At 60.8% G+C, this 22,541-nt stretch carries 18 protein-coding genes and 2 tRNA genes (1 of these 20 only partly in view); 16 read left to right on the top strand and 4 right to left on the bottom strand.

Annotated features, from left to right (window positions below; genetic code table 11):
- Positions 1 to 70: transfer RNA gene (locus AC1RAC_RS23785), tRNA-Leu, on the bottom strand (it extends 117 nt beyond the left edge of the window).
- Positions 71 to 224: 154 nt separating this feature from the next.
- A tRNA-Leu gene (locus tag AC1RAC_RS23780) sits at positions 225 to 311 on the bottom strand.
- A 225-nt stretch (positions 312 to 536) separates the two neighbouring features.
- Here AC1RAC_RS23780 and rnr point away from each other — a divergent pair.
- The 15 genes from rnr (at position 537) to AC1RAC_RS23705 (ending at position 20,482) form a co-directional block, all read left to right on the top strand.
- Positions 537 to 3,164, top strand: coding sequence for a ribonuclease R (gene rnr, locus AC1RAC_RS23775; RefSeq protein WP_060764587.1), 2,628 nt, complete (start codon positions 537 to 539; stop codon positions 3,162 to 3,164).
- Positions 3,161 to 3,922 carry a 23S rRNA (guanosine(2251)-2'-O)-methyltransferase RlmB gene (gene rlmB, locus AC1RAC_RS23770; protein WP_003188074.1) on the top strand — a complete coding sequence of 254 codons (762 nt, stop codon included), beginning with the start codon at positions 3,161 to 3,163 and terminating at the stop codon, positions 3,920 to 3,922. Before rnr ends, rlmB begins: the two co-directional genes overlap by 4 nt.
- 324 nt (positions 3,923 to 4,246) lie before the next feature.
- Positions 4,247 to 4,669 (top strand): 30S ribosomal protein S6, encoded by a 423-nt coding sequence (rpsF, locus tag AC1RAC_RS23765; RefSeq protein ID WP_003236224.1) that lies wholly within the window; start codon positions 4,247 to 4,249, stop codon positions 4,667 to 4,669.
- Between the two features lie 28 nt (positions 4,670 to 4,697).
- Positions 4,698 to 4,928: a 30S ribosomal protein S18 gene (gene rpsR / locus AC1RAC_RS23760; RefSeq protein WP_002551829.1), complete on the top strand. Its 231-nt coding sequence runs from the start codon at positions 4,698 to 4,700 to the stop codon at positions 4,926 to 4,928.
- A gap of 36 nt (positions 4,929 to 4,964) precedes the next feature.
- A complete protein-coding gene (locus AC1RAC_RS23755; protein ID WP_034125655.1) occupies positions 4,965 to 5,858 on the top strand; it encodes a YybS family protein in 894 nt (297 codons plus the stop codon).
- Positions 5,859 to 5,876: 18 nt separating this feature from the next.
- Positions 5,877 to 6,323 carry a 50S ribosomal protein L9 gene (rplI, locus tag AC1RAC_RS23750; RefSeq protein WP_003171376.1) on the top strand — a complete coding sequence of 149 codons (447 nt, stop codon included), beginning with the start codon at positions 5,877 to 5,879 and terminating at the stop codon, positions 6,321 to 6,323.
- A 110-nt stretch (positions 6,324 to 6,433) separates the two neighbouring features.
- Positions 6,434 to 7,831, top strand: a complete 1,398-nt coding sequence (dnaB, locus tag AC1RAC_RS23745) for a replicative DNA helicase (protein WP_003188079.1) — start codon at positions 6,434 to 6,436, stop codon at positions 7,829 to 7,831.
- A gap of 184 nt (positions 7,832 to 8,015) precedes the next feature.
- Positions 8,016 to 10,319, top strand: coding sequence for a YgiQ family radical SAM protein (locus AC1RAC_RS23740; RefSeq protein ID WP_054896277.1), 2,304 nt, complete (start codon positions 8,016 to 8,018; stop codon positions 10,317 to 10,319).
- Positions 10,320 to 10,521: 202 nt separating this feature from the next.
- Entirely contained in the window at positions 10,522 to 11,454 is a 933-nt protein-coding gene (gene ssp4, locus AC1RAC_RS23735; protein ID WP_014716676.1) for an Ssp4 family T6SS effector, read from the top strand.
- Positions 11,451 to 11,900, top strand: a complete 450-nt coding sequence (locus AC1RAC_RS23730; protein ID WP_314545988.1) for a hypothetical protein — start codon at positions 11,451 to 11,453, stop codon at positions 11,898 to 11,900. Before ssp4 (AC1RAC_RS23735) ends, AC1RAC_RS23730 begins: the two co-directional genes overlap by 4 nt.
- Positions 11,901 to 12,067: 167 nt before the next feature.
- Entirely contained in the window at positions 12,068 to 12,988 is a 921-nt protein-coding gene (gene ssp4, locus AC1RAC_RS23725; RefSeq protein WP_034125657.1) for an Ssp4 family T6SS effector, read from the top strand.
- Positions 12,985 to 13,434, top strand: a complete 450-nt coding sequence (locus AC1RAC_RS23720; protein WP_034125658.1) for a hypothetical protein — start codon at positions 12,985 to 12,987, stop codon at positions 13,432 to 13,434. The genes ssp4 (AC1RAC_RS23725) and AC1RAC_RS23720 overlap by 4 nt, the downstream gene beginning before the upstream one ends.
- Positions 13,435 to 13,621: 187 nt before the next feature.
- Positions 13,622 to 16,912, top strand: coding sequence for a transglutaminase family protein (locus AC1RAC_RS23715; RefSeq protein WP_054918847.1), 3,291 nt, complete (start codon positions 13,622 to 13,624; stop codon positions 16,910 to 16,912).
- A 193-nt stretch (positions 16,913 to 17,105) separates the two neighbouring features.
- A complete protein-coding gene (locus AC1RAC_RS23710) occupies positions 17,106 to 19,592 on the top strand; it encodes a circularly permuted type 2 ATP-grasp protein (RefSeq protein ID WP_054896365.1) in 2,487 nt (828 codons plus the stop codon).
- Positions 19,592 to 20,482, top strand: a complete 891-nt coding sequence (locus AC1RAC_RS23705; protein ID WP_020301622.1) for a transglutaminase family protein — start codon at positions 19,592 to 19,594, stop codon at positions 20,480 to 20,482. The genes AC1RAC_RS23710 and AC1RAC_RS23705 overlap by 1 nt, the downstream gene beginning before the upstream one ends.
- Positions 20,483 to 20,613: 131 nt before the next feature.
- Here the strand turns inward: AC1RAC_RS23705 and AC1RAC_RS23700 are convergent, their stop codons facing one another.
- Complete coding sequence (locus tag AC1RAC_RS23700; protein WP_034125662.1) at positions 20,614 to 20,796, bottom strand: hypothetical protein; 183 nt, start codon at positions 20,794 to 20,796, stop codon at positions 20,614 to 20,616.
- 333 nt (positions 20,797 to 21,129) lie between these two features.
- Between AC1RAC_RS23700 and azu the strand changes: the two genes are divergently transcribed.
- Positions 21,130 to 21,576, top strand: coding sequence for an azurin (azu, locus tag AC1RAC_RS23695; protein WP_003188091.1), 447 nt, complete (start codon positions 21,130 to 21,132; stop codon positions 21,574 to 21,576).
- Positions 21,577 to 21,712: 136 nt separating this feature from the next.
- Here the strand turns inward: azu and nadE are convergent, their stop codons facing one another.
- The gene (gene nadE, locus AC1RAC_RS23690; protein WP_014716685.1) at positions 21,713 to 22,540 is read right to left on the bottom strand and encodes an NAD(+) synthase; all 828 of its coding nucleotides are present in this window, start codon (positions 22,538 to 22,540) and stop codon (positions 21,713 to 21,715) included.
- Between the last annotated feature and the right edge of the window lies 1 nt (position 22,541).

Below are 22,541 nucleotides of genomic sequence, written 5' to 3'. Positions count from 1 at the left end.
CTCGAACTTCCACGACCTTGCGATCACCAGCACCTGAAGCTGGCGTGTCTACCAATTTCACCACCTGGGCATTATCTAACAACGTTGCCGCTGTTGATGGGGCGAACTATACGGCGGGGCTTTTGATCTGTAAACCCCTGATTCGAAAAATATAAATCAATTTTTCCGTTAAAAATCAGAGGCCTGAAACGAAAAAACCCGCTTTCGCGGGTTTGATCTGAATTTGGTGCCCAGGAGAAGACTCGAACTTCCACGACCTTGCGATCACCAGCACCTGAAGCTGGCGTGTCTACCAATTTCACCACCTGGGCATTATCTGACAACGTTGCCGTCGTCGATGGCGCGCACTATACGGAGCGATATTTGAGCTGTAAACCCCTGCCATGAAAAAAGCCTGGAAAATTTCGCCAGTGGTCGTGCAAGGTGCGCTCCGGGGGCCGCAAAGGGCTTTTAAACGCTTGTTGATACCTGAAATTTCCCGTTTCAATACGCGTATGCCAAACTAACCCGCATATAGACAAGGTGAAAACTCTCTAATGGCCGATTGGCAGTCCCTCGATCCCGAGGCCGCTCGTGAAGCGGAAAAATATGAAAACCCTATTCCTAGCCGCGAACTGATCCTGGCGCACCTCGCCGATCGTGGTTCGCCTGCTAGCCGTGAGCAACTGGTTGAAGAATTCGGTCTGACCACCGAAGACCAGCTCGAAGCCCTGCGCCGCCGTCTGCGTGCGATGGAGCGCGATGCTCAATTGATCTACACCCGTCGTGGCACTTATGCGCCGGTCGACAAGCTGGACCTGATCCTGGGTCGCATTGCCGGCCACCGTGACGGCTTCGGCTTCCTGATCCCGGACGATGGCAGCGACGACTTGTTCATGAGCCCGGCGCAAATGCGTCTGGTGTTCGATGGCGACCGTGCCCTGGCGCGGGTTTCTGGCCTCGACCGCCGTGGTCGTCGTGAAGGCGTGATCGTCGAAGTGGTGTCCCGCGCCCACGAATCCATCGTCGGCCGTTACTTCGAAGAAGGCGGCATCGGCTTCGTTGTGCCGGATAACCCGAAGGTCCAGCAGGAAGTGCTGATCACCCCGGGCCGCAATGGCGCCGCGAAGGTCGGCCAGTTCGTCGAGGTGAAAATCACCCACTGGCCTACTGCGCGCTTCCAGCCCCAGGGCGATATCGTTGAAGTGGTCGGCAACTACATGGCGCCGGGCATGGAAATCGACGTTGCCTTGCGCACCTACGATATCCCTCACGTCTGGCCTGAGGCCGTGCTCAAGGAAGCCGCCAAGCTCAAGCCGGAAGTCGAAGAGAAAGACAAAGAAAAACGCATCGACCTGCGTCATCTGCCGTTTGTCACTATTGACGGTGAAGATGCCCGCGACTTCGACGATGCGGTCTACTGCGAAGCCAAGCCTGGCAAGCTGCGCCTGTTCTCCGGCGGCTGGAAGTTGTACGTCGCGATTGCCGACGTATCCAGCTACGTGAAGATCGGTTCGGCCCTGGATAACGAAGCCCAGGTGCGCGGCAACTCCGTGTACTTCCCAGAGCGCGTGATCCCGATGCTGCCCGAGCAGCTGTCCAACGGCCTGTGCTCCCTGAACCCGAAAGTCGACCGTTTGGCCATGGTGTGCGAGATGACCATCTCCAAAACCGGCGAAATGACCGACTACCAGTTCTACGAAGCGGTGATCCACTCCCAGGCACGCCTGACCTACAACAAGGTCAGCACCATCCTGGAAACGCCGAAGACCAGCGAAGCCAAGGCCCTGCGTACCGAGTACGCTGGCGTGGTGCCTCACCTCAAGCAGCTGTACTCGCTGTACAAGGTGTTGCTGGGTGCCCGTCATACCCGTGGCGCGATCGATTTCGAAACCCAGGAAACCCGCATTGTCTTCGGCTCCGAGCGCAAGATTGCGGCGATCACCCCGACCACCCGTAACGACGCGCACAAGCTGATCGAGGAGTGCATGCTGGCGGCCAACGTGGCCACTGCCGAGTTCCTCAAGAAGCACGAAATTCCTGCGTTGTACCGTGTGCACGACGGCCCGCCGCCGGAGCGCCTGGAAAAACTTCGCGCCTTCCTCGGCGAACTCGGCCTGTCCCTGCACAAAGGCAAGGACGGCCCGACGCCGAAGGATTACCAGGCCCTGCTGGCCAGCATCAAGGACCGTCCGGATTACCACGTAATCCAGACCGTGATGCTGCGCTCGCTGAGCCAGGCGGTGTACAGCGCCGATAACCAGGGCCACTTCGGCCTGAATTACGAGGCGTACACCCACTTCACTTCGCCAATTCGCCGTTACCCGGACTTGCTCACGCACCGGGCGATCCGCAGCGTGATCCATTCCAAGCAGAACACCCCGCACGTCAAGCGCGCCGGTGCCATGACCATTCCGAAAGCACGGATCTACCCGTACGACGAAGCGGCCCTGGAACAACTTGGCGAGCAGTGCTCCATGAGCGAGCGCCGCGCTGACGAAGCCACCCGCGACGTGGTGAACTGGCTCAAGTGCGAGTTCATGAAGGATCGCGTGGGCGAGTCGTTCCCGGGTGTCATCACCGCCGTGACCGGCTTTGGCCTGTTCGTCGAGCTGACCGACATCTACGTCGAGGGCCTGGTGCACGTCACCGCCTTGCCGGGTGACTACTACCACTTCGATCCTGTGCACCACCGCCTGGCGGGCGAGCGCACCGGTCGTAGCTTCCGCTTGGGCGATACCGTTGAAGTGCAGGTCATGCGTGTCGACCTCGACGAGCGCAAGATCGACTTCGGCATGCCTGACAAGCCGGCTGAGCCTGCGGGTCGTAAAAAGCGTGGTGAAACCACAGCGCCTGCGTCCAAAGGCAAAGCGGCCACCGCAAAAACCACGGCCGAGCCTGCACCTGCCAAGGCTGGTCGTCGTTCTTCCGCCAAGGACAAGGCCCCTGAAGCCTACCGCCCAAGCGACGCGGCGGCGAAAAACGCCGAGCTGCGCAAGAGCCGCGAGTTGAAGCAGCAGTTGCTCAACGAAGCCAAAAGCGGTGGTAAAGCGGCGTCTGGGGGAAAGTCCCACGGGGCGGAAAAGCCGTCGAGCAAGCCAAGTAAACACCGTAAAGGCCCGCCAAAAGCGGGTTCGGCTCCCGCAAAAAGCGGCGGGTCGCGCAAACCTAAGGCCAAGTCATGAGTCTGGAAAAAATCTACGGCGTGCACGCCGTAGAAGCACTGCTGCGTCACCATCCCAAGCGCGTCAAGCAGGTGTGGTTGGCCGAAGGTCGCAGCGAGCCGCGCGTACAGGCGCTGGTCGAGTTGGCCACGCAGAATAAGGTTGCCATCGGCCAGGCCGAGCGTCGTGAAATGGACGTGTGGGTCGAAGGCGTTCACCAAGGTGTGGTGGCTGACGTCAGTCCGAGCCAGGTGTGGGGCGAGGCGATGCTCGACGAGCTGCTCGACCGTACCGAAGGTGCACCGTTGCTCTTGGTGCTGGACGGCGTGACCGACCCGCACAACCTCGGCGCCTGTCTGCGTTCGGCGGATGCTGCCGGTGCGCTGGCAGTGATCGTGCCCAAGGACAAGTCGGCGACCCTGACGCCGGTGGTGCGTAAAGTCGCCTGCGGTGCGGCGGAAGTGATTCCGCTGGTGGCCGTGACCAACCTGGCGCGTACCCTGGAGAAGCTCCAGCAGCGCGGCCTGTGGGTCGTGGGCACGGCGGGGGAGGCTGAGGTCAGCATTTATGACCAGGACCTTACCGGCCCTACCATCCTGATCATGGGCGCCGAAGGCAAAGGCATGCGCCGCCTGACCCGTGAGCATTGCGATTATCTGGTGCACCTGCCGATGGCCGGTAGTGTCAGCAGCCTCAATGTGTCGGTGGCGACGGGCGTGTGCCTATTTGAAGCCCAGCGTCAGCGTGGTGCCAAGGCTAAGGCCAAGCCCAAGAAGTAATCACCATGTGGGGCTTGCCCCAATCCTGATGTAGGAGCGAGCTTGCTCGCGAAAAACGTCAACGATAACGCGGGCTTCCTGAATGAGCGCGGTGTCTGTGAGTTTTTCGCGAGCAAGCTCGCTCCTACATTTGTGTTTGTGGTGCTTGGGGTTGTTCAAATAATCACCAATTGCCTTGCGCCGCTTCTCCCCCTTCTCTACAATTGCGCCCCTTGCCTTCCTGGCAGGCACCGATGTGCCTCCCCTGCGGCAAGATCCATAAGTGTCATTCACTCCTTGTCTGACCGTTTTTGAGCGGCAGGCTACAACCCGTAAGGAGCATTCATGCGTCATTACGAAATCATCTTTTTGGTCCACCCGGATCAAAGCGAGCAAGTCGGCGGCATGGTTGAGCGTTACACCAAGCTGATCGAAGAAGACGGCGGCAAAATCCACCGTCTGGAAGATTGGGGCCGTCGTCAACTGGCCTACGCAATCAACAATGTTCACAAGGCTCACTACGTGATGCTGAACGTTGAGTGCACTGGCAAGGCCCTGGCCGAGCTGGAAGACAACTTCCGCTACAACGATGCTGTGATCCGTAACCTGGTCATCCGTCGCGAAGAAGCCGTTACTGGCCAATCCGAGATGCTCAAGGCTGAAGAAAACCGCAGTGAGCGCCGTGAGCGTCGCGACCGTCCTGAGCACGAAGGCGCTGATAGCGCTGATAGTGATGACAGCGACAACAGCGATAACGCTGACGAGTAATCCACGGACCTTTTAAGGAGCCTATCAAATGGCACGTTTCTTCCGTCGTCGTAAATTCTGCCGCTTCACCGCTGAAGACGTGAAAGAGATCGATTACAAAGATCTCAACACTCTGAAAGCCTACGTATCCGAGACCGGCAAAATCGTTCCAAGCCGTATCACCGGTACCAAAGCACGTTATCAGCGTCAGCTGGCCACCGCTATCAAGCGCGCCCGCTTCCTGGCCCTGCTGGCCTACACCGACAGCCACGGCCGCTGAGACCGGGCAGTCGACAAGTAGTAAGGGATTGAATGCATGCGCGCCTTAGCTGAGTTCATCATGCGCGGTCGCGTGCAGGCCACTCTGGTAGTGGCTGGATGTGCGGCATTGCCGTTGCTTTATTGGTTGGGTGCTGCCGCAGGTTGCCTTGTGCTACTGCGGCGCGGTTTGAAGGACGCCCTTGGCGTTCTTGCCCTGGGTTTGTTGCCGGCCTTGATCTGGTGGCTGCAAATGGGTGATCCACGGGTACTTCTGGTACTGCTGGGGTCATCGAGCCTTGCGTTGGTTTTGCGCGCAAGTGAGTCCTGGGTCCGCACGCTGCTGGTCAGCGTGGCATTGGGGTTGGTGTACTCAGTGATGCTTGGCGCGGCTTTCCGCCCGCAGATCGAGGCGCTGGCGCAGGAGATCGTCAAGATCCTGCCGTTGGCCCTCGGGGATCTCTACCAGCATTTGTCGGTAGATGAGCGAGCGCGGTTTGCGTCACTGATTGCCCCGGTCCTGACCGGCCTGATTGCGGCTTTGTTGCAGGTCGTCAGCGTGCTGAGCCTGATTCTTGGGCGTTATTGGCAGGCGTTGTTGTACAACCCGGGTGGTTTTGGTCGCGAGTTTCGCAGTATCAGAATCCCAGCGGGGCCGGCGATGTTGCTGCTGGCGTGCATGGTTGTCGGGCCGAACTTCGGCCCACAGATGGCCTTGCTGGCGCCGATTTGCAGCGTACCGCTGGTGTTTGCCGGGCTGGCCCTGATTCATGGGCTTGCCGCGCAAAAGCGACTGGCCAGGTTTTGGCTGGTGGGGTTGTACGTCACGCTGTTGCTGTTCATGCAGCTGATCTATCCGTTACTCGTGGTCTTGGCCATTGTTGACAGCCTGATTGATTTTCGCGGTCGTCTGGCGTCGAAAGACGCCGATAACGCGAACGGTGAAGGTTAAAAGTTAGAGGATTTTCACATGCAACTGATCCTTCTGGAAAAAGTCGCCAACCTGGGCAACCTGGGCGACAAAGTGAACGTTAAGGCCGGCTACGGTCGTAACTACCTGCTGCCATACGGCAAAGCCACCGCTGCAACCGCTGCCAACCTGGCTGCGTTTGAAGAGCGTCGTGCTGAGCTGGAAAAAGCCGCAGCAGACAAAAAAGCGTCGGCCGAAACTCGCGCTGCCCAACTGGCTGAGCTGGAAGTGACTATCACTGCCACCGCTGGTGACGAAGGCAAGCTGTTCGGTTCGATCGGTACCCACGACATCGCTGATGCCCTGACCGCCTCCGGCGTTGAAGTGCAGAAGAGCGAAGTTCGTCTGCCGAACGGCACCATCCGCAACGTAGGCGAATTCGACGTAGCCGTGCACCTGCACGCCGAAGTTGAAGCCACCGTACGCGTTGTCGTGGTAGCAGCTTAAGTCGCACCTAACTGACTGGCACCTCGCGTGCCAGCCGGTTAACATCGGGCACGATCCTGTTTACAGGTCGTGCCTTTTGTTTTTCTACACACCCCAAATTCCAAGTGGCCATGAACGAAATCTCCGCTCCTGAGCAATACGATCTGCAAACCGCTGCCCTGAAGGTGCCGCCGCATTCCATCGAGGCCGAACAGGCCGTGCTCGGTGGCTTGATGCTGGACAACAACGCCTGGGAACGCGTGCTGGATCAAGTCTCGGACGGTGACTTCTATCGTCATGACCACCGCCTGATCTTCCGCGCCATCGCCAAGCTGGCCGACCAGAACTCACCGATCGACGTGGTAACCCTGGCCGAGCAGTTGGACAAGGAAGGCCAGACCTCCCAAGTGGGTGGTCTGGGCTACCTCGGTGAGCTGGCAAAAAACACGCCGTCCGTCGCCAACATCAAGGCCTATGCCCAGATCGTCCGCGAGCGCGCCACGTTGCGCCAGTTGATCGGCATCAGCACCGAAATCGCCGACAGCGCCTTCAACCCCGAAGGCCGCACCGCTGCCGAGATCCTTGACGAAGCCGAGCGCCAGATCTTCCAGATCGCCGAGGCCCGTCCGAAAACCGGCGGCCCGGTCAGCGTCAACGACCTGCTGACCAAAGCCATCGACCGCATCGACACCCTGTTCAACACCGATGCCGCGATTACCGGTATTTCCACCGGTTACACCGACCTCGACGAAAAGACCAGCGGCCTGCAGCCGTCCGACTTGATCATCGTCGCCGGTCGTCCGTCCATGGGTAAGACCACCTTTGCGATGAACCTGGTGGAAAACGCCGTTCTGCGTAGCGACAAGGCGGTACTGGTGTACTCCCTTGAGATGCCAGGTGAATCGCTGATCATGCGTATGCTCTCGTCGCTGGGGCGTATCGACCAGACCAAGGTACGTTCCGGCCAGCTTGAAGACGACGACTGGCCGCGCCTGACCTCAGCGGTCAACCTGCTCAACGACCGCAAGCTGTTCATCGATGACACTGCCGGTATCAGCCCGTCCGAAATGCGCGCGCGTACCCGGCGCCTGGTGCGTGAGCATGGCGACATCGCCCTGATCATGATCGACTACCTGCAGTTGATGCAGATCCCCGGTTCCAGTGGCGACAACCGTACCAACGAGATTTCTGAAATCTCTCGTTCCTTGAAGGCCCTGGCCAAGGAATTCAACTGCCCGGTGGTGGCGTTGTCCCAGCTCAACCGTTCCCTGGAACAACGTCCCAACAAGCGTCCGGTGAACTCCGACTTGCGGGAATCCGGAGCGATCGAGCAGGACGCCGACGTGATCATGTTCGTGTACCGCGACGAGGTGTACCACCCCGAGACGGAACACAAGGGCATTGCCGAAATCATCATCGGCAAGCAGCGGAACGGCCCGATCGGGTTTATCCGGTTGGCGTTCATCGGCAAGTACACGCGTTTCGAGAACCTGGCGCCGGGTAGCTACAACTTCGACGACGACGAGTAGTTTCAAGCGCCTGTAAGGGCCTCATCGCAGGCAAGCCAGCTCCCACATTTGGAATGCATTCCCCTGTGGGAGCTGGCTTGCCTGCGATGGGGCCACCACAATTCCGACTACTACCGTCGGAATTGGTCAAAATTTGTGCTATATTCCGCGCCCGCGATTTTTCATCTTCACACCGGTCACCGTCATGCAAACAGCCAAGCCGTTATTTGACTATCCCAAGTACTGGGCCGAATGTTTCGGTCCTGCGCCATTCCTGCCGATGAGCAGGGAGGAGATGGATCAGCTTGGCTGGGATTCGTGCGACATTATCATCGTCACCGGTGATGCCTATGTTGACCACCCATCGTTCGGCATGGCGATCATCGGCCGGCTGCTGGAGTCCCAGGGCTTTCGCGTCGGGATCATCGCGCAACCGAACTGGCAGTCCAAAGACGACTTCATGAGGCTCGGCGAGCCGAACCTGTTCTTCGGCGTCGCGGCCGGCAACATGGACTCGATGATCAACCGCTACACCGCCGACAAGAAAATCCGCTCCGACGACGCCTATACCCCTGGCGGCATGGCCGGCAAACGTCCCGACCGTGCAAGCCTGGTGTACAGCCAGCGTTGCAAGGAAGCCTACAAGAACGTGCCGATCGTGCTTGGCGGCATCGAAGCTTCCCTGCGTCGTATCGCCCACTACGACTACTGGCAGGACCGCGTGCGCAACTCGATCCTGATCGACGCCACCGCCGATATCCTGCTGTACGGCAACGCCGAGCGGGCCATCGTCGAAGTTGCCCAGCGTTTGTCGTGGGGCCACAAGATCGAAGACATCACCGATGTGCGCGGTACCGCGTTCATCCGCCGTGATACGCCGGCCGGTTGGTACGAAGTGGATTCCACGCGCATCGACCGTCCGGGCAAGATCGACAAGATCATCAACCCGTACGTCAACACCCAGGACACCCAGGCCTGCGCCATCGAGCAGGAAAAGGGGCCGGTGGATGATCCGGAAGAAGCCAAGGTTGTGCAGATCCTGGCCAGCCCGCGCATGACCCGTGACAAGACCGTGATCCGCCTGCCATCGGTGGAAAAAGTCCGCGGCGACGCGGTGCTCTATGCCCACGCCAACCGCGTGTTGCACCTGGAAACCAACCCAGGCAACGCCCGCGCCCTGGTGCAGAAGCACGGTGAAGTTGACGTGTGGTTCAACCCGCCGCCCATTCCGATGACTACCGAAGAAATGGACTACGTGTTCGGCATGCCTTATGCCCGCGTACCGCACCCGGCGTATGGCAAGGAGAAGATCCCGGCCTACGACATGATCCGTTTCTCGGTGAATATCATGCGTGGCTGCTTCGGCGGCTGCACCTTCTGCTCGATCACGGAGCACGAAGGCCGCATCATCCAGAACCGTTCCGAAGAGTCGATCATTCGCGAGATCGAAGAGATCCGCGACAAAGTGCCGGGTTTCACCGGCGTGATCTCCGACCTCGGCGGCCCGACGGCGAACATGTACCGCATCGCCTGCAAGAGCCCGGAAATCGAATCCGCGTGCCGCAAGCCGTCGTGCGTGTTCCCTGGCATCTGCCCGAACCTGAACACCGACCACTCGTCGTTGATCCAGCTGTACCGCAGCGCCCGTGCGTTGCCGGGTGTGAAGAAGATCCTGATCGCTTCCGGCCTGCGCTACGACCTTGCCGTCGAGTCGCCGGAATACGTCAAAGAGCTGGTCACCCACCACGTCGGTGGTTACCTCAAGATCGCCCCGGAACACACCGAGGAAGGTCCGCTCAACCAGATGATGAAGCCGGGCATTGGCAGCTATGACAAGTTCAAGCGCATGTTCGAGAAGTACACCAAGGAAGCGGGCAAGGAGCAGTACCTGATCCCGTACTTCATCGCCGCCCACCCGGGCACCACCGATGAAGACATGATGAACCTGGCCCTGTGGCTCAAGGGCAATGGCTTCCGTGCCGACCAGGTGCAGGCGTTCTACCCGTCGCCGATGGCCACCGCCACCGCGATGTACCACTCGGGCAAAAACCCGCTGCGCAAGGTCACCTACAAGAGCGACGCGGTGACCATCGTCAAGAGCGAGGAGCAGCGCCGCCTGCACAAGGCGTTCCTGCGTTACCACGACCCGAAGGGCTGGCCGATGCTGCGTGAAGCATTGACCCGCATGGGCCGTGCCGACCTGATCGGGTCGGGCAAGGACCAGTTGATCCCGCTGCACCAGCCGTCCACCGACAGCTACCAGAGCGCCCGGCGCAAGAACTCGACGCCGGCCGGCAGCCATAAGGTCGCCAAGGAAACCACCACCAGGATCCTCACCCAGCACACCGGCCTGCCACCCCGTGGCAGCGACGGCAGCAACCCGTGGGACAAGCGCGAGCAAGCCAAGGCTGCGGCCCAGGCGCGCAATAAGCAGGCGGCCAAAGAGCGCAGCGATGCGGCCAAGGGCAAGGGCGGCAAGCCTACGCGCAAGCCGGTTGTACCGCGGTGATCGACGCCTGAAATGCAAAACGCCAGCCTCGTGCTGGCGTTTTGCTTTCTGGTCGGTGGTGAGTCTGTTTGGTAAGGTGGCGCCCATTAGATTTCTATCGCAGGCAAGCCAGCTCCCACAGGAGAATGTATTTCAAGCGTGGGAGCTGGCTTGCCTGCGATGAGGCCGGTCTGGGCACTCTCGATTTCAAGGAAGAACACTTATGGGCAACCCCTTGCTCAACATCGGCATGGACTCCAACCGCTCCCAATTCATGGCGCGCCAGCGCATTGAGAGCCAGATCAACCTGCCGCGGCTGTTCGCCGTCATTGACGCCGACCCCAGCATCGTCGGCGCTGGCGTGGTGTACATCGACGCCGACTTCAACGTGATCACCCTGCGCGAATTCAAGCCCATCTGCAGCATCAAACCCAAGCGCGTCATTTTGCGCGAGGCGCAGAAGTACATCTCGCCGGCGCAGTTTGTCGAGCAGGTGAAGACCGACCCCCGTGAAGGGCGCCTCCAGAAGGAGGCCTTTGACATGGGGCTTTCCTGTGGGGCGGCGGTGATCGGCTGGATCGTGGTGTTCAGTGGCAGCGTCGCCGTACCGTTCACCGCCGGTGCCAGTGCTTTTGTGGTGGGTATCGGTGTCACGGCGGCGCTGGCCAGCAGCGCTCAGTGCGGGTTTGGCGTGGCCCGGACCTATAACGAGATCCTTGACCCAGATGCCAACGACCGCATGGACGACGCCCAGTGGTATGGCGCGGTGTCACCGATTCTCGATGCCGCGTCGTTGGTCGGGATCGGAACGGGAGCCTTCACCACATTAAGGCTGCTCAAGGCCAAAAAAGCCGCTGCGTTGGGCAAGAGCTGGTATGAATTGCTCAAGGGCTTGAATCGCCAGGAGCGCAAGAAGTTGACCCAGGAATTGCTCAGTCTCAAAGACCCAAGCCTGACCCCCAAGTTGCTCAAGTTGCAGCAGCGCGCCGGCACGTTGCCCAAGCGCTACAGCTCCACGGAAATTCGTCATGCCACGCTCACCCAGCTCAAGGACGCCTTGGGCGGCATGTTGGGTATCTGGGGCAGCTATCGAACCGGTCACGTTGGCTCGGCATCGACGCTTGCCATTGGCCTGTATGAGGAACTGACGGAATGAAGGGGTTTCCCGATAGGCGCAGTTTCCTTGCGCGTTATTTTCCGGTGTTCATGGGCACCATCTTCATGGCGATTTTCTCTGGTTCGGTGGCTGTGTCCACGGCGGGCGTAACCTATTTGCGCGGGGTTGAACCGGCGCTCAAGGCCAACTACTCCGGGGCTGCAATACTGGTGCTGGTAGCGGTGCTGGTGTTTGGCAATGTGATGATTGCACGCGGATTCCCCTGGGCGACCCGGCTGGTGGCGAGCTACTTGGTGTGTTGCCTGCTGTTCGTTTTGCCGATGATTCAATACGGCCTCAATACCCTGGTGTACGGTTCGGCGGTGCTGTTTCCGCTGCTGGGTTTGTTGCTGCTCAACAGCAAGCGCCATCGTGAAATGCGTCAGCGATTACTCGAAATACGTCACCTGCGTCGGGCGGCGGTTGCGCAACGCAAGACCCGTTGATTAGATAGGTTTATTGGCGGTAGGTGGCCTGTTTGTTAGGGGGGGCGCTCATCAGATTGCTATCGCAGGCAAGCCAGCTCCCACAGGGGAATGCATTTCAAGTGTGGGCGCTGGCTTGCCTGCGATGAGGCCGGTCTGGGCACTTTCAATTTCAAGGAAGAACACTTATGGGCAGCTCCTTGTTCAACATCGGCATGGATTCCAACCGCTCTCAATTTATGGCGCGCCAGCGTATCGAGAGCCTGATCAACCTGCCACGGCTGTTCGCCGCCATCGATGCAGACCCCGCCATTGTCGGTGCAGGTGTTGTGTATATCGATGCCGATTTCAACGTTGTCACCCTGCGCGAATTTCAGCCCATCTGCAGCATCGCACCCAAGCGTTTGATCCTGCGTGAGGCGCAGAAGTACATCGCGCCAACGCAATTCGCTCAGCAGGTGCAAGACAATCCGCGTGAGTCCCGCTTGGTGGGCGAAGCGGTCAATACCACGCTATCGTGTGCCGGCGCGGTTATCGGTTGGATCGTGGTGCTCAGTGGTTCCGTCGCAGTTCCGTTTTCGGCGGGGGCCAGTTCGGTGGTCGTGGCGCTCGGCTATACGGCCGCGGCAGCCAGTTCTGTGCAGTGCTTTGCCAGCGGCTATCGCACCGTCAATGAGATCCGCAACCCCGCGCGCAATGATCAGCTCGACAGTGAGGAGTGGTACCAATACACCATGATTGCCCTGGATGCGGCGTCGTTGGTTGGGGTGGGTTCATCGGCATTGGCAACGGTCAAGCTGGTGCGGCTGAATAAGGCCTCTACCGGGAAAAGTGTGAGAGAGGTGCTCAGGGGCCTGAATCGACAGGAGCGCGCCAAGTTGACCAAAGAGCTGCTGAGCATCAACGACCCACGCTTGACGTCCAAGATGATCAAGTTAAAGCAGTTGTCGGGCGAGTTGCCTAAGCGGTTCACGCCCACCGAGGTCAAGCATGCAACGGTCACGCAGATCAAGGACGCGTTGGGCGCAGCCATCGGTTTTACCGGTAGTGCGGTGTCAGGGAACGTACGCACAATTGCCATAGGTCTGTATGAGGAGGCCGAACAATGAACGAGCTGCCTAGCATTCGCAGTTTTCTGTCGACGTATTTCCCCGTCTTTATGGGGGCGATATTCGTCTGCATTTTCACCCTCGTGTTTGCGGTTCCGGTGTTCTTCGATAGCTATATGCCAAGCCTGTCCATGGCAGATAATGCCAAATACTCCTTCCTGGCGGGTATCGCACTCACGCTAGTCATTGTGCACTGCAATTTCATGATCGCACGCGGGCGTCCCCAATGGATTTGGCCGCTAGTGTTGCTGCTGGGGGTATGCTTTCTGGGTGTATTGCCAACACTCAATGATCAACCGAACGGGGTGGTATACGCCTTGAGCCTGGTGTTTCCATTAATTGGGCTATTGCTGTTCAACAGCAAACGCCACCGTGAAATGCGCCAGAAACTGGTCGAAGTCCGCTGCCTGCGCCAGGCCATGATTGCCCAACACAAACACCATTGATTGGGTAGATTCACCACCTGCCCTCAGCCCGGCGCTACAAATGTGTGCAGCGCCTGCACCATAGCCACAACGTTGGCGCCGTTTTGGTGCTGTACTGCACCGGGCCTGACGTTTTAGTGCAATGACTGCTGCTGTGGCATAAGTCTTGCGCGCGTTGTGCTTATGCCCTGGCTCGCAGGAGGCCGCCGTGTCGATTCATGTCGCGTTGCACCACGTTACGCATTACCGCTACGACCGTGCTGTCGAACTCGGCCCACAGATCGTTCGGCTACGCCCGGCAGCCCATAGTCGTACGCGAATACTGTCCTACGCGCTGAAGGTGTTGCCCGAGCAGCATTTCATCAACTGGCAGCAAGACCCCCAGGGCAATTATCTGGCGCGCCTGGTGTTCCCGGAAAAGACTGACGAGTTGCGCATTGAGGTCGACCTGGTCGCCGAGATGGCGGTGTTCAATCCGTTCGATTTTTTCCTCGAGCCGTACGCCGAAAAAATCCCGTTCAGCTACGCCGCCGATGAGCAGCGCGAGCTGGCGCCGTACTTGGAAACCCTGCCGCTGACGCCAAGGTTTGCCGCTTACCTGGCCGGTATCGATCGCACGCCGCTGCCTGCTGTGGATTTCCTGGTCGGCCTCAACCAGCGCCTGGCCGCCGATATCGGTTACCTGATTCGCATGGAGCCGGGTGTGCAAACCCCGGAATTTACCCTGGAAAACGCGTCCGGCTCCTGCCGCGACTCGGCCTGGTTGTTGGTGCAATTGCTGCGCAACCTCGGGTTGGCGGCGCGATTTGTCTCTGGTTATCTGATTCAACTGACCGCCGACGTCAAAGCCCTCGACGGCCCGTCCGGTACCGAGGTGGACTTCACCGACCTGCACGCCTGGTGCGAAGTGTATCTGCCCGGCGCTGGCTGGATTGGCCTGGATGCCACGTCCGGGTTGTTCGCCGGTGAAGGGCATATCCCCTTGGCCTGCAGCCCCGATCCATCGTCTGCCGCGCCCATCAGTGGGTTGGTTGAGCCGTGCGAATGCGAGTTCACCCATGAGATGTCGGTGGAGCGCATCTGGGAAGCGCCACGGGTGACCAAGCCCTACACCGAAGAACAATGGTTGGCGATCCAGGCCCTGGGCCGGCAGATCGACGGCGACCTGCTCAAGGACGACGTACGCCTGACCATGGGCGGCGAGCCGACCTTCGTCTCTATCGACGACCCAGACGGCGCCGAATGGAACACCGCAGCCCTGGGCCCGGACAAGCGTCGCCTGTCGGCCGAGCTGTTCCAGCGCCTGCGCCAGCACTATGCGCCCAAGGGCCTGGTGCATTTCGGCCAAGGCAAGTGGTACCCCGGCGAGCAACTGCCGCGCTGGTCGCTCAATTGCTACTGGCGCCGCGACGGCGTGCCGATCTGGCACAACAGCGCACTGATCGCCGATGAGCAAGAAGACTACGGCGCCGATGGGGTGATGGCCGGGCGTTTCCTGGCCAGCGTCGCCGAGCGCCTGAAACTGCCGGCGCGCTTTGTGTTCCCGGCGTTCGAGGACAATTTCTACTACCTGTGGCGCGAAGGGGCGCTGCCCCAGAACGTCACCGCCCAGGACCCGCGCCTGAGCGACGACCTGGAGCGTGAGCGCCTGCGCAAAGTGTTCAGCCAGGGCCTGGATAAAGTCATCGGCCAGGTGCTGCCGCTGGCACGTACTGCGGCCAATGACCGCTGGCAGAGTGGGCGTTGGTACCTGCGCGACAACCATTGCCGGTTGGTGCCGGGTGATTCGCCGCTGGGTTACCGGCTGCCCTTGGCTTCCCAGCCCTGGGTGACGGCGGCTGAGTATCCGTTCATACACCCCACCGACCCGAACCAGGACCAGCCCGAGCTTCCCACTGCGGCGCAATTGCGCAGCCATGGCGAGCCGGCCCCGGACGACGAGCGTGTGCCCAAGGTCGACGAGTCCGCCGACTGGCTGACCCGTACCGCGCTGTGCGCCGAAGCACGGGAAGGTCGCCTGTACCTGTTTATGCCGCCGCTGGAGCGCGTCGAGGATTACCTGGAGCTGGTGACTGCCATTGAGGCCACCGCCGAAGAGCTGCATTGCCCGGTACTGCTGGAGGGCTACGAGCCGCCAGCGGATACGCGCCTGAGCAATTTCCGGGTCACGCCAGATCCCGGTGTCATCGAGGTCAACGTACAGCCGTCCGCCACCTGGGACGAGTTGGTAGAACGCACCGAATTCCTCTACGAAGAGGCCCGGCAAACCCGCCTGACCACCGAGAAGTTCATGATCGATGGGCGCCATACCGGCACCGGTGGCGGTAACCACTTCGTACTGGGCGGTGCGACGCCCAAGGATTCGCCCTTCCTGCGCCGACCGGACCTGCTGCGCAGCCTGATCAGCTACTGGCATAACCACCCGTCGTTGTCCTATTTGTTCTCCGGCCTGTTTATCGGCCCCACCTCCCAGGCACCCCGGGTGGATGAGGCGCGCAACGATGCGCTGTATGAACTGGAAATCGCCTTCGCGCAGATGCCGGCACAGGGCGAGGACTGCCCGCCATGGTTGGTGGATCGCCTGTTGCGCAACCTGCTGATCGACGTGACGGGTAATACCCATCGCGCCGAATTCTGTATCGACAAACTTTACTCACCCGACGGCGCCACTGGCCGCCTGGGGCTGCTGGAACTGCGCGCCTTTGAAATGCCCCCCCATGCGCGCATGAGCCTGACCCAGCAGTTGTTGCTGCGGGCGCTGGTCGCGCGGTTCTGGCGCGAGCCCTATGCGCCGCCGAAGCTGGCGCGCTGGGGCACTGAACTGCATGACCGTTTCCTGTTGCCGCATTTTATCGAGCAGGACTTTGCCGACGTGATCGTCGAGCTGAACGCGGCCGGCTACCCGCTGCGTGCCGAATGGTTCGCAGCGCATCTGGAGTTTCGTTTCCCCAAGGTGGGCGACTACGCCGTCAGCGGTATCGAACTGGAACTGCGCCAGGCCTTGGAACCCTGGCACGTGCTGGGCGAGGAGGGCGCAGTGGGTGGCACGGTGCGGTATGTGGATTCGTCCCTGGAGCGCCTTCAAGTGAAGTTGAGCGGGTTGCCACCGCAACGCTACCTGCTGACCTGCAATGGCGTGCCGGTGCCGCTGCAACCAACCGGCCGCGTCGGCGAGTTCGTGGCGGGCGTGCGTTACCGTGCCTGGCAACCGGCCAACTGCCTGCAACCGACCATCCCCGTGCATGCGCCGCTGGTATTTGACCTGCTCGACACCTGGATGCAGCGTTCGTTGGGTGGCTGCCAATACCATGTGGCGCACCCGGGCGGGCGCAATTACGACAGCCTGCCGGTGAATGCCAATGAGGCGGAGAGCCGGCGCATGGCGCGTTTTTTCCGCTTGGGGCATAGCCCGGGCAAGCTGCCAGTGCCGACTGTAACGGTAAACGATGAGTTGCCAATGACCCTGGATTTGCGGCGCTTCACAAAAAATAAGGAATGAACATGATCCTAGTGTGGGAGGGCTTTTGTGGCGAGGGAGCTTGCTCCCGCTGGGGTGCGAAGCGCCCCCAATTGCAGGCGACTGCTGCGCAGTCGAGCGGGAGCAAGCTCCCTCGCCACAACAAGCCAGCTCCCACATTGGATCGTAGTGAATTTGAGTTAACCTGACTTCCCTTGCCTCTGCCGAGCGTTCCATGTCCGACTTGCTCGACCGTTACCCGCTCACCGCGGGCACCTATCACGAACTGCTGGACGCCAGCGGCGCGGTGCGTGCCCATTGGCGACGCTTGTTCGATCACCTGCAACGCAGCACGCCCGCACAACTGGCCCAGCGCCAGGCGTTGTTGACGCGCCAGATCCAGGAAAACGGCGTCACCTATAACGTCTACGCCGACCCCAAGGGCGCCGACCGCCCCTGGGAACTGGACCTGCTGCCTCATGTGCTGGCGGCCGAGGAGTGGCAGCAACTGTCGGCCGGCATCGCCCAGCGTGCGCGCCTGCTCAATGCGGTGCTGGCCGACCTGTATGGCCCGCAGCGCCTGATCAAGGAAGGCTTGCTGCCGGCCGAACTGGTGTTCGGGCATAACAATTTTCTGTGGCCGTGCCAGGGCATCCAGCCGCCCGACGGTGCGTTCCTGCATCTGTACGCGGTCGACCTGGCGCGCACGCCGGACGGCCGCTGGTGGGTCACCGCCGACCGTACCCAAGCCCCATCGGGCGCCGGCTACGCCCTGGAAAACCGCACCATCGTGTCCCGCGCCTTCCCGGACCTGTACCGGGATATGCAGGTGCAGCACCTCACCGGTTTCTTTCGCACGCTGCAGGAAACCCTGGCGCGCCAGGCCCCTGGCGATGATCAGCCGCCGCTGATCGTGCTGCTCACGCCGGGGCGTTTCAACGAAAGCTATTTCGAACACCTGTACTTGGCGCGCCAGCTCGGGTACCCCTTGGTAGAGGGCGGCGACCTCACCGTGCGCGACAGCACCGTGTTCCTGAAAACCCTTAGCGGCCTGCGCCGGGTGCACGCGATCATGCGTCGCCTTGATGATGATTTCTGCGACCCGCTGGAGCTGCGCACCGACTCCGCGCTCGGCGTGCCGGGCCTGCTCGACGCCGTACGCCAAGGCAATGTGCTGGTGGCCAATGCCTTGGGCAGCGGCGTGCTGGAGTCCCCGGGGTTGCTGGGCTTTTTGCCCAAGATCAACGAGTTTTTGTTCGGTGAAGCCTTGATCCTGCCGTCGATTGCCACCTGGTGGTGCGGCGAAGCGCCGGTGCTTGCCGAAGCCTTGGAAAAACTCCCGGAGCTGCTGATCAAGCCGGCATTTCCCTCACAAAGTTTCGCCCCGGTGTTTGGTCGCGACCTTGACGACGAACAGCGCCAGGCCCTGGCTGAACGCATGCGTGCGCGGCCCTATGCCTATGTCGCCCAAGAGCTGGCGCAACTGTCTCAGGCGCCGGTATGGCACACCGTGGATGACCACTTGCAACACCGTGCCATTGGTATGCGTGTCTACGCCGTGGCCAGTGAAGACGGTTATCGGGTACTGCCCGGCGGCCTGACTCGCGTGGCGGCCGACGCCGATGCCGAGGTGGTGTCGATGCAGCGCGGCGGGGCGAGCAAGGACACCTGGGTACTCGGCGAACGTGTGCCGGGTGGCGAGCAGTGGCGCGCCCAACGCACCATTGGCGCCTATGACCTGGTGCGCCGCGATCCCTATCTGCCCTCGCGCGTGGTGGAAAACCTGTTCTGGTTTGGTCGTTACTGCGAGCGCTGCGACGACAGTGCGCGCTGGCTGCGCATTGTGCTGGCGCGGTATGTCGATGGCGACGATCCGCTGGCGTTGCAGGCCGCCGTCGAACTCGGCGAAAGCCTGCGCCTGTTGCCTGAGGAGGGCGAGCTGCCTGAGCGCCTGCTCGCCGCCTTGCTGGGTGATGACTGGCCTTCAAGTCTGCGCGCCAACCTGCAGCGTCTGCAGTGGGCGGCGTCCCAGGTGCGCGGCAAGTTGTCCAGGGAAAACTGGCAGGCCCTGGTGGAGCTGCAACGCGAAGCCATGGAACTGGAAAGCGACACTGCAGACTTTGGCGAGCTGCTCGACTTTCTCAACCGCCTGGTGATGTCCCTGGCGGCACTGTCCGGTTTTGCCCTGGACGACATGACCCGCGATGAAGGCTGGCGCTTCTTGATGATGGGCCGGCGCATCGAGCGTCTGCAATTTCTGAGCAGCAGCCTTGCGGCATTCCTGCGCGGCGTGGCGGTGTTCGATCAGGCCGGGCTGGAATGGTTGCTGGAGCTGGGCAACAGCAGCATCACCTACCGCTCGCGCTACCTGGCGGTGCCGCAGTTGATCCCGGTGCTCGACCTGCTGCTGCTCGACGAGCAGAACCCCCATGCGGTGCTGTTCCAGCTCAAGTTGGTGAGCCGCACCCTGCGCCGTCTCAATGATGATTTTGGCGTGCCCCGTGAAACCGGGCTGGTGCCTTTGGTCGAGTGCCTGGCGCGTTTTGACCTGGGCTGCCTGGAGAACGGCCTGTTTGGCGAAACCAGCGTGCGTGCCGCGCTGGACGGCCTGGCCGACCTGTTGCAAGCGGTGGCCGATGAAAGCGGGCAAGTGTCGGATCGCCTGGCGCTGCGCCATTTTGCCCACGTGGATGATGTCAGCCAGCAAACGGTGTCGGTGTAATGAGCGCGCGCTACCAGATTTTCCACGATACCCATTACCACTATGACAGCCCGGTGTCCCTGGCCCAGCAACTGGCGCACCTCTGGCCAAGGCCGTGCGCCTGGCAGAAGTGCACCTGGCAGCAGTTGGATATCAGCCCGGAACCCACCTCGCGCCGCGACGAACTGGACGTATTCGGCAACCCGATCACTCGCCTGGCGTTCGAACGGCCCCATGATGAATTGCTGGTGAACGCCGGGCTCACCGTGGAAGTGCTGGCGCGACCCGCTCTGGACTTCCAGCGGTCGCCGCCCTGGGACCACACCCGCGACAGCCTGACTTACAGCAGCCAGGCATTGAGCGCCGAACTGATCGAAGCCTGTCGTTATCGCTTCGAGTCGCCCTATGTCCATCTGAAGAAAACTTTCGTCGAGTTCTCCGAAAGCTGCTTCCCGCCCGGCGAGCCTTTACTGCTGGGCACGCAGGCATTGATGGAGAAGATCTTCAGCGAATTTACCTTCGATGCCGAAGCCACCCAGGTCGCCACGCCGCTGGTTGAAGTGCTGGAGCGCCGTCGCGGCGTGTGCCAGGACTTCGCTCACCTGATGCTTGCCTGCCTGCGTTCGCGGGGCCTGGCGGCGCGCTATATCAGCGGCTACCTGCTGACCCAGCCACCGCCCGGCCAGCCACGGCTGATTGGCGCGGATGCGTCCCATGCGTGGGTCTCGGTGTTTTGCCCGGTATCAGGCTGGGTGGATTTTGACCCGACCAACAATGTGCAGCCGGCGCTGGAGCACATCACCCTGGCCTGGGGCCGGGATTTCTCCGATGTGTCGCCGTTGCGTGGGGTGATTCTGGGGGGAGGCAGCCACGACCCGGAGGTGCGGGTGACGGTGATGCCGCTGGAGTGAAAAACGATCATTCCCACGCTCTGCGTGGGAATGCCTGCTGTGACGCTCTGCGTCACCCTTGCGCTGGCTTCAAGCCTGGTGCGGGACGCGGAGCGTCCGGGGCTGCATTCCCACGCGGAGCGTGGGAACGATCATTCAGTTGGGGCTTTCGGGGTTTCGGTCTCGTCAGGTGCCGCTTCACCTTCGGCATCCGGGTTCAGCGCGCCGGCTTCTTCCTCAGCAGCGGCTTTCTTGCGTTGCAGCTTTTCCTCTTTCTTCTGTTCCTTGGCCAAGTCTCTCTGACGTTTGGCGAAGGAGTAATTAGGTTTGGCCATGGGCGATCCTCTAGGGTCGAAGGTGAGGGTGGGCGGCGCGCAGCTGCCTCGGGTCGTCATGGTAGCAGCTTCGGGGGGGCGTTTGCTTTCACTTACCGCAGGCGTAGGCAGCCAGGAGGCCGTTGAACAGGTGATTGAGGTGCATGGCATGAACTCCCGTGATTGATGGGCCGATCATAATCAGGGTGCGGCAGTTTGGCTGGTTGATTGTGTTGATGAAGCTGATAGCCTAAAGTTGTATACAATCTGTTGATTCAGATCATAAGAACTCAAGCCTGATTGAGGCACCCTTACCGCAATCCGCGTTTTTAAAACCCTGCCTTGGAGATTCACATGTTTGCCAAACTCGTTGCTGTTTCCCTGCTGACTCTGGCGAGCGGCCAGTTGCTTGCTGCAGAGTGCAAGGTCACTGTCGACTCCACCGACCAAATGTCGTTCAACACTAAAGAAATCACCATCGACAAGAGCTGCAAGCAGTTCACCGTTGAGCTGACTCACTCGGGTAACCTGCCCAAGAACGTGATGGGCCATAACTGGGTGCTGACTACCGAAGCCAATATGCAACCGGTAGCAACCGACGGCATGGCTGCGGGGATCGACAAGGATTACCTGAAAGCCGGTGATGAGCGCATCATCGCCCATACCAAGATCATCGGTGCCGGCGAGAAAGACTCGGTGACCTTCGACGTCTCCAAGCTGAAGGCCGATGAGAAATACAGCTTCTTCTGCTCGTTCCCAGGCCACATCTCGATGATGAAAGGTGCTGTGGTCCTGAAGTAAGACCGCGTTACCGTTCATCGCAGGCAAGCCAGCTCCCACATTCGACCGCATTCCCATGTTGGAATCCGGTCAAGTGTGGGAGCTGGCTTGCCTGCGATGGCGATCTGACAATCAATGCAAAACCATCGGGTTCACCTCAAGGCGCAAACGGCATCACCCGCTTGTGCTCAGTCTTGCGATAGGTCTCGCAGATAATCCTGAACGCCTCCTCACGCACCGGCTCCCCCTGCAGGAACGCATCGATCTCGGCATAGGTCACCCCATGTGACGCCTCGTCCGGCTTGCCCGGCGACAGGTCTTCGAGGTCAGCGGTCGGCACCTTCTCCACCAGCGATTCCGGCGCACCAAAGTGGCGGGCAATGGCTCGCACCTGATGCTTCACCAGCCCGCTCAACGGCGCCAGATCGCACGCGCCATCACCGAACTTGGTATAGAAGCCCATCACCGCTTCCGCCGCATGGTCGGTGCCGATCACCAGGCCACCGGCCGCGCCAGCGATGGTGTACTGCGCCACCATACGCATGCGCGCCTTGGTGTTGCCCAGCACGAAGTCACGGGACGCCGCGGCCTTGCCTTCAAAGGCGGCCACTTCATTGGCCAGGGCTTTAACCGCCGGGCCGATGTTCACGGTGTGACGTTCATCCGGCTCGATAAAGTCCACCGAGGCCTGGGCGTCGTGCTCGTCGAACTGGGTTTCGTAGGGCAGGCGCACGGCGATAAAGCGGTACGCCTCATCGCCGGTGCTGGCGCGCAGTTCCTGCACCGCACGTTGGGCCAACAGGCCTGCGGTCAGGGAGTCGACACCACCACTGATGCCGAGCACCAGGGTCTTGAGCCCGGAATTGCGCAGGCAGTCCTGGATAAAGGCCACGCGCCGGGCAACCTCGGCTTCGAGTGCGGCCTGGTCCTTGAACGGGGCTTGCACCTTGAGCTGTTGTGCAATCTCACGCTGTACGGCTTGCATG

The sequence above is a fragment of the Pseudomonas sp. GW823-FHT02F05 genome (assembly GCF_058797315.1).
This window is presented reverse-complemented; position numbering and strand designations above follow the sequence as displayed.